Annotated in this window: 11 protein-coding genes; all 11 read right to left on the bottom strand. The window is 50.3% G+C overall.

Going from position 1 to position 13,790, the window contains the following annotated elements; all coding sequences use genetic code 11:
• Nucleotides 1-7: 7 nt before the first annotated feature.
• Nucleotides 8-2,545, bottom strand: coding sequence for a fimbria/pilus outer membrane usher protein (locus tag On2M_RS24005; RefSeq protein WP_210905546.1), 2,538 nt, complete (start codon nucleotides 2,543-2,545; stop codon nucleotides 8-10).
• A gap of 20 nt (nucleotides 2,546-2,565) precedes the next feature.
• Nucleotides 2,566-3,246: a fimbrial chaperone gene (locus tag On2M_RS24000; protein ID WP_151217175.1), complete on the bottom strand. Its 681-nt coding sequence runs from the start codon at nucleotides 3,244-3,246 to the stop codon at nucleotides 2,566-2,568.
• An 83-nt stretch (nucleotides 3,247-3,329) separates the two neighbouring features.
• The gene (locus On2M_RS23995) at nucleotides 3,330-3,914 is read right to left on the bottom strand and encodes a chaperone-usher fimbrial major subunit (protein WP_151224055.1); all 585 of its coding nucleotides are present in this window, start codon (nucleotides 3,912-3,914) and stop codon (nucleotides 3,330-3,332) included.
• Between the two features lie 460 nt (nucleotides 3,915-4,374).
• On the bottom strand, nucleotides 4,375-6,204 hold the full coding sequence (gene glmS, locus On2M_RS23990; protein ID WP_003023813.1) for a glutamine--fructose-6-phosphate transaminase (isomerizing): 1,830 nt from the start codon (nucleotides 6,202-6,204) through the stop codon (nucleotides 4,375-4,377).
• 192 nt (nucleotides 6,205-6,396) lie between these two features.
• Entirely contained in the window at nucleotides 6,397-7,767 is a 1,371-nt protein-coding gene (gene glmU, locus On2M_RS23985) for a bifunctional UDP-N-acetylglucosamine diphosphorylase/glucosamine-1-phosphate N-acetyltransferase GlmU (RefSeq protein WP_151224047.1), read from the bottom strand.
• A gap of 651 nt (nucleotides 7,768-8,418) precedes the next feature.
• Complete coding sequence (locus On2M_RS23980) at nucleotides 8,419-8,838, bottom strand: F0F1 ATP synthase subunit epsilon (protein ID WP_003023809.1); 420 nt, start codon at nucleotides 8,836-8,838, stop codon at nucleotides 8,419-8,421.
• A gap of 20 nt (nucleotides 8,839-8,858) precedes the next feature.
• Nucleotides 8,859-10,241: a F0F1 ATP synthase subunit beta gene (atpD, locus tag On2M_RS23975; protein WP_003023806.1), complete on the bottom strand. Its 1,383-nt coding sequence runs from the start codon at nucleotides 10,239-10,241 to the stop codon at nucleotides 8,859-8,861.
• 26 nt (nucleotides 10,242-10,267) lie between these two features.
• Complete coding sequence (gene atpG / locus On2M_RS23970; RefSeq protein WP_003023804.1) at nucleotides 10,268-11,131, bottom strand: F0F1 ATP synthase subunit gamma; 864 nt, start codon at nucleotides 11,129-11,131, stop codon at nucleotides 10,268-10,270.
• Between the two features lie 50 nt (nucleotides 11,132-11,181).
• A complete protein-coding gene (gene atpA, locus On2M_RS23965; protein ID WP_003023802.1) occupies nucleotides 11,182-12,723 on the bottom strand; it encodes a F0F1 ATP synthase subunit alpha in 1,542 nt (513 codons plus the stop codon).
• A 12-nt stretch (nucleotides 12,724-12,735) separates the two neighbouring features.
• Complete coding sequence (gene atpH / locus On2M_RS23960; RefSeq protein WP_151217177.1) at nucleotides 12,736-13,269, bottom strand: F0F1 ATP synthase subunit delta; 534 nt, start codon at nucleotides 13,267-13,269, stop codon at nucleotides 12,736-12,738.
• Nucleotides 13,270-13,283: 14 nt separating this feature from the next.
• Nucleotides 13,284-13,754: a F0F1 ATP synthase subunit B gene (gene atpF / locus On2M_RS23955; RefSeq protein WP_003827022.1), complete on the bottom strand. Its 471-nt coding sequence runs from the start codon at nucleotides 13,752-13,754 to the stop codon at nucleotides 13,284-13,286.
• Nucleotides 13,755-13,790 lie beyond the last annotated feature (36 nt).

The following is a 13,790-nucleotide window of genomic DNA, read 5'->3' as shown; positions in this document are numbered from 1 at the left end:
AATCCCTTTAATGACACGCGGTATTAAGCTGAACTAAACTCGTATCCTGCGGTTTAGCTGTAAATGAGTAATGTGCCATACATTTGTCCGTGGCATTATTTCCCCAGCTTAATGCGAAATCACCCTCTTCCGGCATCCCGGCAAGATACACTTCGCCGTTATCGCCCACAATGCCCGTCACCGTACCGGCTTCCAGTTCAGCCGAAACCATCGAACCAAATGGCGCGGGCTTGCCATTGGCTAACGTTACCGTAAACAGCACGCGATATCCCACATGGGTAACAAATGTTGCTTTCACCACCGCACCGCGCGTCGGCACCAGATTCACCACCGTGTTATCCAGCTCAACATTGGCGCGCGAGAAGTAGCGGCTGTCGATGGCGACCCGGTTTTCACCGTAGGCATTCATCTGGGTTTTCACCGTATAACCCCGCCAGTCGGTCGACACGCCGCCTTCATTTTCCACTGATAGCCCTGCCGCGCCAGGCGCTTCCACCAGTGCAACCGTTTCTCCCAGTTCCTGTGAGAACGTCACACCGCTGCCATGTACCAGAATGCCGCCACGAGCGCCATAGTTAAAGGTTTGAGTGTCGCGGCTCCAGGCATAGCTGCCGTTAATGGAACCATAAGTGCCATCATAGTCGAGGCTAGCATTGCTGCTGTAGGCGGCGTTATCCGCGTTATTCCAGGCGCCCTGAACGTTATAAGAGAGGTTGCGATCTTCCAGCAGCGTACCGCCGATCCCCGCCTGTATGGAACTGTCATGGTGATTATTCTGCATCATGGAGTAGTCGACGTAGCTGTTCGTCATACTTCCTGACAGCGGGAAGGAGAGTGTAAGCATAACCGTCTGTTCGTGGTCGTTATTATTCTCGTTTGCGTAACCATTATTGTTAGCGTAGTAGGTGCCAACCGAGTCGATATAATTCCATGAAAGGTTCCATGACACTGTTCGCCAGCGATTGCTATAGCCAAACTGCACCATGCGATCGACGGCGTTGGTCTTCCAGTACTCCTGGCGGCTTAACGTTAAATAAAGACTGCCATACCCGTTGGGAAATGCTTGCGTCCAGGTACCTTCAAGCCGGCTGCGCCGGTTCCCGGTGTTCCAGAAATTTTCGCTGTCGTTCTGACGAGAGGCCCACTCATTGAGTGAGTAGTATCCCTGCGTTGAATAGCGGTAGCCCACCAGGCGGAAAGTGGTATCGGTATTATCGAAGCGTTTAGAGTAGAGAAAACGATAAGATTGCCCTTTTTCATCATCGCTATCGTCAAAATGAGAATGCGCCTGAGTCACGTCAAATGAGAGCGCGCCGAGTGAGCCCATATCTTTACCAATGCCTAACGCAACGGCAGAGTAATCCTGCGCGATTTGCGTGCCGCCATAGGCAGTGATACCCCACGGTAGGCCGCGCAGAATCTGTGCCTGGGCAACCTTGGGTCTGAAATGGTTTTCATCGCGCATTTCCCCCACGCTTATATCAACGTCGGTTTGCCCTTCTCGCTTCATAATCGCTAGCGTGGAGTAGGGTTGGGTAAAATGCTGTTCGCTACCGTTTTCTTCTTTGATGGTCACGTCCAGATCGCCACCGGTGCTGGTGGTGTTAAGATCGGTGATCTCAAATGCTCCCTGAGGCACAGCCGATTGATAAATCACATAGTTATTCTGACGAATAGTGACCGTGGCGTTACTTTTAGCAATACCGCGCACCACCGGGGCAAAGCTGTTCAGATTCGACGGCAGCATGTCGTCGTCAGTGTAAAGTCTGACACCGCGGATCTGGGTGCCGTCAAATACATCGCTCGCCGTCCAGGTGTCGCCAGCCATTATCTGGCTACGCAGGGTGGCGATATCGCGTTGCACGTAGTTGTTGGCAGAACGAACATCAATGCTGCTGTTGGTGGCATTCACCGTGCTGTAGTTACGAAAACGCCACGCGCCGATATTCAGCCCGTTTCGCAGATTCAGGTAGTAGGTATCGTCATCTTCCGAACCGTAATTTGATTTAAGGGTATGCGAGCCGGAAAAATCATAGTTGACCATCAGGGCGTTAATACCTTCATCCCAGCGGGAGGGAGGAATATAACCCTGAGCGGTTGAATCAAGGTAAATTTGCGGCACGGAGATATTTAATGCCAGCGCATTGGCATCAAATACCCATTTAGATCCCTCAACCAGCGGCATCGGGTTGACGCAGGCGCTGTTATCGACATCGTTGAGCGTTTTTAACGCCTCGACTTTCACGCCAAGAGCAGACAACGCCTCTTTCACGGCCACAAAACACGGATGAAGTTCCGACTCGGGAGGGTCCTGTACAAAGCGAATAGTTTGTGGCTCAAAGGCTTTGCCGTTCACCACCACATCAACTTTATATTCCCCAGGCGGCTGCATATTCGCGCGATTAAACTGGCGAATATCAATATCCACCGGGTGGTCAATTTCCAGCAGTCGTGGGTTAAATGAATACCCCTGTGCGTCAACCTGAGTTGCCGCACATAAACACGCACCGGAAATAAGTACGGGAAAAAGACGTGAGCCTGGCATAAAACTCCTTCTCAAGACCATCACAACGCTTGTTTCTGAGCCTTGCTCACTGCGCCAGTATCATAGATAAAGCGCCAGTCCAGTGAATGGCCGCCGCTGCCAGAAGGCAAAGGCAGGGTTAAGGTTTCAAAGGGGCGAATCATATTGAGCGGTACATCTTTTCCATCAATCAGCACATCCATGATATTGATATGAATAGGGTTGTTATTCTTAACAATCAGGTTATTTCCCTGCTTATGCCATTTCACGTTGGCAACGGCTTTTTCCGGCGTGAGCGTAATGCCCGCCGGGCGCCAGAAAAGTTTGATTTTGGTTTTCACCGCAATTTCCAGCTTACTGCTGTCTTTGTCGGTGCTGGTAGGGGGAATATTTTTCACACTCAGCCAGAAAACAGATTCGCAATCTTTCGGTAAATCACCGGCAGTTTTAATTATTCGCAGGATCTTTTCCTGGCTGGCTTCCAGGCGAGACACCGGAGGAACAACAGTAAAAGGAGGTTTACTTTTATCTTTACTGTCAAACGGCTCAACCCATGCCTGAATAAGATAGGGAAGCTCAGTCTCTTTGTTATAAATAGAGATCGTTGTATCCATCTCACTGCCGGGGAAAATAACTCGCGTACCACCAATCACGATCCCAGCAAAACAGGATGAAATATTAACCAATAACAGTGCAGCAATGATTCCTTTCAGTAACCGCATAATCACAACAATTTCTCCTTAAAAAGACGCCCACTGTTCATAATTTTTATCAACATGAGCGTCATTCATTTCATGATTGTCTATTACTTGGTGTAAATAACGGTGAACTGCGTATCGGCGTTCGCGGTACCCGGCGTTACAGTCGCAGAAGTTGCAATATAACGCGCGATAAATGGCATAGAGGCCTTCCCTGAAGAAATAGTCACAGGGGTAGAATCGTCGCCAATTTTGAGATGGGAGTTATCGCTGCTGTTATAAAGACGAATCGCCACGCCGGTTGCCGCCGCTGCGGTACCTGTTCCCGTAAAATCGCCCGGCGCTGTCGATTCTACGGGGAACCCTACCGTTACGTCGCCATCGGCATTGCCTTTAAATGTACCGTTTGTATCAACGGCATCAAAGCGAACGGCAGCCTTGGTATAAGTTGCCGGACATTTATCCAGATCAATATGGAAATTAGCTGGCGCAGCCGTGCTGCCGACGCCGGTAAATGCGGTTTTATTAACTTTCCCGAGTTTGACAGTTTGATTTGCTGTCTCCGTCGTCACTTCGCAGGTGCTGTCGATAACTTCGCCAGTGAAGTGAACATTCCCATCATTTGCAATAGCATAACCAGCAGACAGGCTAAAGGATAAAATTAATACGCGAGAAATTGAATTAAGTTTCATTATGACACTACCAATAATATTATATATTTGCGTTCCATTTAAAATAATGAAACACGCTATCCCTACGGCAGCAATAATACTCAACCTGTCACAATAAGCAATTAAATCAATATTAATTAAACAAGTTTAAATATAAGCAAAATAAAATAAATACAAAAAAACAATACTTACTTTTATAATATTAGCACGAGATATATAATCAATTCAAAACAGACACTTGTTTTCATGTGATTTTCAGATTTAATTTACATAAAACACAATGATAATTCATAAAGTAAATTAATAAAAAATTAACAACAATTTTTTATATCAATTAAAAACACAAATAAACAAACAGGTATAAAAAAACAAATAAAATACAAAAAAGTAGTTATTTATAATAACAACCAAAACATAGTGTTTTGTATGCAGACATAAAAAAAGCCACCGGAATCCCGGTGGCTTATGTTGGCTCAAAGCATTACTCTACAGTAACTGATTTCGCCAGGTTACGCGGCTGATCCACGTCGGTGCCTTTAATCAGCGCCACGTGATACGCCAGCAGTTGCAGCGGAACTGTGTAGAAGATGGGTGCAATCACCTCTTCCACATGCGGCATCTCAATAATGTGCATGTTTTCGCTGCTGGTAAAGCCTGCATCCTGATCGGCAAAGACGTACAGCTGACCGCCACGCGCGCGAACTTCTTCAATGTTAGATTTCAGTTTTTCCAACAGTTCGTTGTTCGGTGCGACCACGATAACCGGCATATCAGCATCAATCAGCGCCAGCGGACCGTGCTTCAGTTCGCCTGCGGCATATGCTTCAGCGTGAATATACGAGATCTCTTTCAGCTTCAGCGCGCCTTCCAGCGCGATGGGGTACTGATCGCCACGGCCAAGGAACAGCGCATGGTGTTTGTCAGAGAAACCTTCCGCCAGAGCAGCAATGCGCTTGTCCTGAGACAGCATCTGCTCAATACGACTCGGCAGCGCCTGCAGACCGTGAACGATCTCCTGCTCAATAGACGCATCCAGGCCTTTCAGACGAGACAGTTTCGCCACCAGCATCAGCAGAACAGTCAGCTGGGTGGTAAATGCCTTCGTGGAGGCCACACCGATTTCGGTACCGGCATTGGTCATCATCGCCAGGTCAGATTCACGCACCAGAGAGGAGCCCGGAACGTTACAGATAGCCAGCGATCCCAGATAGCCCAGCTCTTTAGATAAGCGCAGGCCCGCCAGGGTATCCGCCGTTTCACCGGACTGAGAAAGGGTAATCATCAGGCTGTTACGACGCACAGCAGATTTACGATAGCGGAACTCGGAAGCGATTTCGACATCACAAGGAATACCCGCCAGCGATTCAAACCAGTAGCGGGACACCATACCGGAGTTGTACGACGTACCGCAGGCGATAATCTGGATATGTTCAACCTGAGACAGCAGCTCGTTGGCACGCGAACCCAGCTCGCTTAAATCCACTTCACCGTGGCTAATGCGCCCGGTCAGCGTATTTTTAATCGCGTTCGGCTGTTCGTAGATCTCTTTCTGCATGTAGTGGCGATAAATACCTTTTTCGCCCGCGTCATACTGCAGATTCGATTCGATATCCTGACGTTTCACTTCTGCGCCAGACTTGTCGAAAATAGAGACAGAACGACGGGTCACTTCCGCGATGTCGCCCTCTTCCAGGAAGATAAAGCGACGGGTTACCGGCAGCAGCGCCAGCTGGTCGGAAGCGATAAAGTTCTCACCCATGCCCAGACCAATGACCAGCGGGCTACCAGAACGGGCCGCCAGCAGAGTTTCTGGGTTACGGGTATCCATGATCACTGTGCCGTAGGCACCGCGCAGCTGCGGAATAGTACGCAGCACGGCTTCACGCAGCGTTCCACCCTGTTCCAACTCCCAGTGCACCAGGTGAGCAATCACTTCGGTGTCGGTTTCAGAAACAAAGGTATAGCCACGGGTTTTCAGCAGTTCACGCAGCGGTTCATGGTTTTCAATGATGCCGTTATGCACCACAACAATGTGTTCAGAAACATGGGGATGCGCGTTCGCTTCTGAAGGTTCACCGTGTGTTGCCCAACGGGTATGAGCGATACCTGTACCACCATGCAGCGGATGTTCTTCCGCAGCAGCAGTCAGCATCTGCACTTTACCCAGACGACGCAGACGAGTCATGTTACCTTCAGCATCGACGACGGCCAGACCAGCAGAGTCATAACCACGATATTCCAGACGACGTAAACCTTCGAGAAGGATTTCAGCTACATCACGCTGCGCGATAGCGCCAACAATTCCACACATATTTTTTGATTCCGAATTTAGGCATTATGCCTGTCGTTGTCGCTGACCTGTATTTGCCCTTTCCGGGCGCCCCGAGCCTTGTAGAGAGTGGGGTTATTTTTATAGGTATTACTAGTGGGCGGGAGATATATGTTTATCTCCTCGTCCCTTATCTGCCGAATAAACACGTATGCCATTCGGCAAAAAACTAAATTACTTCTTCTTCACCGGACGCTGCCAGCCCTGTTTATGGACCTGCGGTACACGGCTTAATACCAGTTCGTTATCCGCGACATTACGCGTAACAGTGGTCCCGGCGGCAATGGTCGCACCTTTACCCACAGTGACAGGCGCCACCAACTGAGTATCCGAACCCACAAACACATCATCACCAATAATGGTTTTAAATTTATTAGCACCATCATAGTTGCAGGTGATCGTCCCTGCACCGATGTTCACGTTATCGCCAATTTCCGCATCGCCCAGGTAGGTCAGATGACCGGCTTTGGAGCCTTTACCCAGACGCGCTTTTTTCATTTCAACGAAGTTACCCACGTGTGCGCCTTCCTGCAGCTCAGCACCTGGGCGCAGACGCGCGAATGGACCGATGGTGCAAGCAGCTTCCAGATGGGCATCTTCCACCACACTGTATGGGCTAAGCTCGCAACCCTCACCAATCACGCTGTTTTTGATGATGCAGCCAGCGCCAATCTTGACGCGATCCCCAACGGTTACGTTACCTTCAATGATAACGTTAGTATCAATTTCAACATCTCGCCCGTGAATAAGCGTACCGCGAAGATCAAAACGTGCCGGATCGCGCAGCATCACGCCCGCCAGCAGCAGTTTTTCTGCCTGCTCGGACTGATAAACACGTTCCAGACGGGATAGCTGAAGACGGTTATTCACCCCTTCTGTTTCGCTAATGCGTGCTGGATGTACTGCAGCAATTTCACGTCCTTCCTGATACGCCATCGCAATGATATCGGTGATGTAATATTCACCCTGAGCATTATTATTGGTCAGTCTGGACAGCCAGCGCTTCATGTCAGCACCGTTGGCAATCAGGATACCAGTGTTTATTTCCTGGATTTGACGTTGCTCGTCGGTGGCATCTTTATGCTCAACGATTCCCGTGACGTTGCCGTTATCGCGGGTAATTCGCCCATAGCCGGTTGGGTCATCGAGTTTTACCGTTAGCAAGCCAATGCCGCCCTGCGGTTTCGCTTCACGCAGGTGACGTAACGTTTCGGTGGAAATCAGCGGCACATCGCCATAGAGCATTAAAATGTCTTCGTCATCACCAAAGAATGGCGCCGCCTGCTGCATCGCATGGCCGGTACCCAACTGCTCCGCCTGCAGAACCCAGTTCAGGTTGCCATCCTTCAGCGTTTGCTTGAGCAAATCACCACCGTGCCCGTAGACCAGATGTACGTGAGTCGCACCTAATTCATTAGCTGCATCAATGACATGCTGAACCATCGGTTTTCCTGCGAGGGTATGCAGCACTTTAGGGAGATCGGAATACATACGCGTGCCTTTGCCTGCGGCAAGGATCACGACGCTCATAGCATTGTTCAACATACACGTCCTGACTGTAATTTGAGAACGAATTTATACCGTTTCACATTGAAAATACTACATTTTTTTCAGCGTAAAATGGACCGAAGATAAAACGTTCAATCGGGGAAATTCCCCATCTGATAACTCACCATTTTCGTCTATATCAGTGTCTTTTGTCTTCAAAAAACCTGGGACCTGCTCTTATTAAAGCCTTAGGTTAATGTTTTTGCTATTTTTTTACCGCATGAATAAAGAGTTACGAATGCAAGGTCCGATTTTATTTTGTGATTCAGTGAGAAACCGAAAATGCGTAAGCTCAAATAAACATTTGAGGCAGAGGAGTAGGGGGAGGGGATTTATTACAACAAGGGGCGCTGGCTGATAAACCGTATCAAGCATCGCGCCACAGGACATGCAGGTAAAGGCTAAAAGCTCATATTGCTGAACATAGCGATGATTTTATTGAGTAATTTCATGTTGGCATCTCTTTTTATCCGAGTTCATTATGTGACATAAATCACATAAAAAAGAGTCTACGCCGCATTTTTTATGCCAATCAATGTTTTTATGATCTAAATCACAAAACAGCTTTTAATTTAAATGTTCTTGCAGCAAAACCAAAAAAAAGCCAGCCTGGAAACCAGACTGGCCTTTGTGCTTTTCAAGCCGGTGTTACATCGCTTTTTTGGTCAACTCGATAACGCGCAGTTTCGCGATCGCTTTGGCCAGTTCCGCAGATGCCTGAGCGTAATCCACGTCACCATGAGAGCTCTTGATGTGCTCTTCAGCCTTACGCTTCGCTTCCAGGGCTCTCGCTTCATCGAGATCCTGTCCGCGAATCGCGGTATCAGCCAGAACGGTCACGCTGCCTGGCTGCACTTCGAGAATGCCGCCGGACAGGTAGATAAACTCTTCATGACCGAACTGTTTAACGATGCGGATCATACCAGGCTTAATGGCGGTGAGCAGCGGTGCGTGACCCGGGAAAATACCCAGTTCACCTTCACTACCCGTTACCTGGATTTTTTCGACCAGACCAGAGAACATTTGTTGCTCTGCACTGACGACGTCCAGGTGGTAAGTCATTGCCATATCACCCTCCGATTAAGGCGTTAAAGTTTTTTGGCTTTTTCCACGGCTTCGTCGATAGAACCAACCATGTAGAACGCCTGCTCTGGCAGGTGGTCGTATTCGCCTTCCATGATGCCTTTAAAGCCACGGATGGTGTCTTTCAGGGAAACGTATTTGCCCGGAGAACCGGTGAATACTTCCGCAACGAAGAACGGCTGGGACAGGAAGCGCTGAATTTTACGCGCACGTGCTACCACCAGTTTATCTTCTTCAGACAGTTCATCCATACCCAGGATGGCGATAATGTCTTTCAGTTCCTGATAACGCTGCAGCAGGGACTGTACGCCACGCGCGGTGTCGTAGTGTTCCTGACCAACAACCAGCGGATCCAGCTGACGGCTGGTGGAATCCAGTGGGTCAACTGCCGGGTAGATACCCAGAGATGCGATCTGACGGCTCAGTACCACGGTTGCATCCAAGTGAGCAAAGGTGGTTGCTGGGGATGGGTCAGTCAAGTCATCCGCTGGTACGTATACCGCCTGAACGGAGGTGATAGAACCGGTTTTGGTGGAGGTGATACGTTCCTGCAGAACACCCATCTCTTCCGCCAGGGTCGGCTGGTAGCCTACCGCTGATGGCATACGACCCAGCAGTGCAGATACTTCTGTACCGGCCAGGGTATAACGATAGATGTTATCAACGAACAGCAGAACGTCACGACCTTCGTCACGGAACTTCTCAGCCATGGTCAGACCGGTCAGCGCAACACGCAGACGGTTTCCCGGCGGCTCGTTCATCTGGCCATATACCAGAGATACTTTGTCCAGAACGTTGGAGTCGGTCATTTCGTGGTAGAAGTCGTTACCCTCACGAGTACGTTCACCTACGCCCGCAAACACAGAGTAACCGGAGTGTTCGATCGCGATGTTACGGATCAGCTCCATCATGTTTACGGTTTTACCTACACCCGCACCACCGAACAGACCAACTTTACCGCCCTTAGCGAACGGACACATCAGGTCGATAACTTTGATACCAGTTTCCAGCAGTTCCTGAGAGCTTGACAGCTCTTCGTAGGAAGGTGCCGCGCGGTGGATAGCCCAACGCTCTTCTTCACCGATATCGCCTTTCATGTCGATCGGATGCCCCAGGACGTTCATGATACGACCCAGAGTTGCTTTACCTACCGGGACTTCGATCGGGTGCTCGAGGTCTTTAACTTCCAGACCACGACGCAGACCGTCGGAAGAACCCATAGCGATGGTACGCACGATACCGCCGCCGAGCTGCTGCTGAACTTCCAGCACCAGGCTCTCTTTACCATTCATAACCTCAAGAGCATCGTACACGCGCGGTACGGCATCCTGAGGGAATTCGACGTCAACCACGGCGCCGATTACCTGGACAATTTTTCCAGTAGCCATCTTGAATCCTCTACGAATTAACCTGGTTATACCGCGGATGCACCACCGACGATTTCGGTGAGTTCCTGAGTAATGCTGGCCTGACGAGCTTTGTTGTATACCAACTGCAGCTCTTTAATCAGGCTGCCGCCATTGTCGGTCGCGGCTTTCATCGCCACCATACGTGCGGCCTGCTCGCTGGCCAGGTTTTCTACCACGCCCTGATAAACCTGAGACTCGACATAACGACGCAGCAGGGTATCCAGCAGCGCTTTCGGGTCCGGCTCATACAGGTAATCCCAGGATTTACGCTTCAACTCATCATCATCTGATGCCGGCAGAGGCAGCAGCTGCGTGATGGTTGGCGTCTGAGACATGGTGTTAATAAATTTGTTGCTGACAACGTACAGTCTGTCCAGGCGACCTTCATCGTAGGCCTGCAGCATCACTTTAACCGGACCGATCAGTTCCGACAGGGAAGGGTTATCTCCCATACCGGTTACCTGAGCAATCACATTACCGCCAACGGAATTAAAGAAAGACACGCCCTTAGAGCCGATCATTGCGATATCGCACTGAACGCCTTTATCGGACCATGTTTTCATATCCGCCAGCAGCTTTTTGAACAGGTTAATGTTCAAGCCACCGCACAGACCACGGTCGGTCGACACCACCAGGTAGCCCACGCGTTTAACGTCGCGTTCTTCCAGGTAAGGGTGCTTATATTCCAGATTACCATTCGCAAGGTGACCAATCACTTTGCGCATGGTCTCTGCATAAGGACGGCTGGCCGCCATGCGATCCTGCGATTTACGCATTTTGGAAGCGGCGACCATCTCCATCGCTTTAGTGATCTTCTGCGTGTTCTGGACGCTTGCGATCTTACTACGTATCTCTTTTGCGCCGGCCATGAGCTTCTCCTCAATGCCTTGCGGTCCGCCCTAAAGCAGACCGCCAGACGTTACCAGGACTGGGTTGCCTTGAAGGAATCGAGGATAGCTTTCAGCTTGCCTTCGATTTCATCGTTATAGCCACCGGACTGGTTGATCTCTTGCATCAGCGGAGCGTGGTCACGGTCAACATAAGCCAGCAGAGCGGCTTCGAAGCTACCGATTTTCGCCAGTTCCACATCTTCGAGGTAACCGCGTTCAGCCGCGAACAGCACCACACCCTGCTGTGCAACAGACATTGGGGCATACTGTTTCTGCTTCAGCAGTTCAGTTACTTTCTGACCGTGGCTCAGCTGCTTACGCGTAGCTTCATCCAGGTCGGAAGCGAACTGAGAAAACGCTGCCAGTTCACGATACTGCGCCAGTGCGGTACGAATACCACCGGACAGTTTCTTGATGATCTTGGTCTGCGCTGCGCCACCTACACGAGATACGGAAATACCCGGGTTAACTGCCGGACGAATACCGGAGTTAAACAGGTTAGTTTCCAGGAAGATCTGACCATCGGTAATGGAAATTACGTTGGTCGGAACGAACGCAGAAACGTCACCCGCCTGGGTTTCGATAATCGGCAGAGCGGTCAGGGAGCCGGTTTTACCCTTAACTTCACCATTGGTGAACTTCTCAACGTATTCCGCGTTAACGCGGGATGCGCGTTCCAGCAGACGGGAGTGGAGGTAAAATACGTCGCCCGGGAATGCTTCACGTCCTGGCGGACGACGGAGCAGCAGGGAAACCTGACGGTAAGCCACAGCCTGTTTAGACAGGTCATCGTAAACGATCAGCGCATCTTCGCCGCGGTCACGGAAGTATTCGCCCATTGCGCAACCGGCATATGGTGCCAGGTATTGCAGTGCAGCGGATTCAGACGCGGTAGCCACAACAACGATGGTGTTGGACAGTGCGCCGTGTTCTTCCAGTTTACGCACCACGTTAGAAATGGTGGACGCTTTCTGGCCGATAGCCACGTACACACATTTAATGCCGGAGTCACGTTGGTTGATGATGGCATCGATTGCCATTGCGGTTTTACCCGTCTGACGGTCACCGATGATCAGCTCACGCTGGCCACGACCGATTGGGATCATGGCATCAACAGATTTATAACCGGTCTGTACTGGCTGGTCGACGGACTGACGTTCGATTACGCCAGGTGCGATAACTTCGATTGGCGAGAAGCCATCGTTATCAACCGGACCTTTACCGTCAATCGGGGAACCCAGAGTGTTCACCACACGACCCAGCAGACCACGGCCAACCGGAACTTCCAGAATACGCCCCGTACACTTAACCTTCATGCCTTCGGCGAGGTCAGCGTATGGACCCATAACAACTGCACCTACGGAGTCGCGCTCCAGGTTCAGTGCGATAGCGTAACGGTTACCCGGCAGGGAAATCATCTCACCCTGCATACAATCGGCCAGGCCGTGAATGCGGATAACACCGTCACTTACAGAAACAATAGTACCTTCGTTGTGAGCTTCGCTCACAACATTGAACTGAGCAATGCGCTGCTTGATCAGTTCGCTGATTTCGGTGGAATTCAGTTGCATGCTCCAGTCCCCTTAAGACTGCAAGACGTCTGCAAGGCGCTCAAGACGGCCGCGTACGCTGCCGTCAATGACCATATCACCCGCTCGGATGATTACGCCTGCCATTACAGACTTATCGATTTTGCAATTCAGCTTAACTTTGCGTGACAGACGTTTTTCCATCGCTGCACTAATCTTCGTAAGCTGTTCATCACTCAGTGCATTGGCAGAAGTGACTTCTACCTCAGAGATAGCCTCACTGGCTGCACGCAGGTGAATAAACTGCTCAAGAACATCCGGGAGCGCATTCAGACGGTTATTTTCAGCCATTACCTTAATCAGGTTTTGGCCGCTTTCGTCCAACTGCTCACCGCACACGGCGATAAACGACTCAGCGAGCGTTTCCGGCGCCAGCGCGCCAGAAAGAAGCTCTGCCATTTGTTCGTTTTTTGTCACCTCAGCGGCAAACGTCAGCATATCCTGCCAACGGTCAACGCTTTGGTGCTCAACGGCAAAGTCAAAAGCTGCTTTGGCGTAGGGGCGAGCTACCGTAATAAATTCAGACATCAGCCCCTCCCTCCTTACAGTTCAGCGACAAGTTTGTCCACGATGTCGCTATTAGCAGCTTCATCCACGGAACGTTCGATGATCTTCTCGGCGCCAGCAACAGCCAGGATAGCAACTTGCTTACGCAGCTCTTCGCGAGCACGTTTACGCTCGGCGTCAATTTCCGCCTGCGCCTGTGCCACGATTTTAGTACGTTCCTGCTCTGCTTCAGTTTTAGCTTCGTCCAGGATCTGAGCGCGGCGTTTGTTCGCCTGCTCGATGATTACCTGAGCTTCCGCCTTCGCTTTTTTCAGCTGGTCGGTCGCGCTGGCCTTTGCAAGGTCAAGATCCTTATGTGCTCGTTCTGCAGAAGCAAGACCGTCAGCAATTTCTTTTTGACGTTTTTCGATGGCAGCCATTAACGGCGGCCATACGTACTTCATGCAGAACAGAACGAACAGGACAAACGCGATGGCCTGGCCGAGGATTGTTGCGTTAAGATTCACAGCACAATGCCTCTATCTAGTTAACGTTCTGATATT

Origin of the sequence: Citrobacter sp. On2M, assembly GCF_018035235.1 — a bacterium.
Classification (GTDB): Bacteria; Pseudomonadota; Gammaproteobacteria; order Enterobacterales; family Enterobacteriaceae; genus Citrobacter; species Citrobacter meridianamericanus.
The sequence above is the reverse complement of the archived record's forward strand: the minus strand, read 5'-3'. Positions and strand labels throughout refer to the sequence as shown.

Bases quoted from the DNA above. Each gene is read 5' to 3' on its own strand.
- atpH (WP_151217177.1), bottom strand. From the start codon at position 13,269: ATGTCTGAATTTATTACGGTAGCTCGCCCCTACGCCAAAGCAGCTTTT.
- On2M_RS24005 (WP_210905546.1), bottom strand. From the start codon at position 2,545: ATGCCAGGCTCACGTCTTTTTCCCGTACTTATTTCCGGTGCGTGTTTA.
- On2M_RS24000 (WP_151217175.1), bottom strand. From the start codon at position 3,246: ATGCGGTTACTGAAAGGAATCATTGCTGCACTGTTATTGGTTAATATT.
- glmS (WP_003023813.1), bottom strand. From the start codon at position 6,204: ATGTGTGGAATTGTTGGCGCTATCGCGCAGCGTGATGTAGCTGAAATC.
- glmU (WP_151224047.1), bottom strand. From the start codon at position 7,767: ATGTTGAACAATGCTATGAGCGTCGTGATCCTTGCCGCAGGCAAAGGC.
- atpA (WP_003023802.1), bottom strand. From the start codon at position 12,723: ATGCAACTGAATTCCACCGAAATCAGCGAACTGATCAAGCAGCGCATT.
- On2M_RS23980 (WP_003023809.1), bottom strand. From the start codon at position 8,838: ATGGCAATGACTTACCACCTGGACGTCGTCAGTGCAGAGCAACAAATG.
- atpD (WP_003023806.1), bottom strand. From the start codon at position 10,241: ATGGCTACTGGAAAAATTGTCCAGGTAATCGGCGCCGTGGTTGACGTC.
- atpG (WP_003023804.1), bottom strand. From the start codon at position 11,131: ATGGCCGGCGCAAAAGAGATACGTAGTAAGATCGCAAGCGTCCAGAAC.
- On2M_RS23995 (WP_151224055.1), bottom strand. From the start codon at position 3,914: ATGAAACTTAATTCAATTTCTCGCGTATTAATTTTATCCTTTAGCCTG.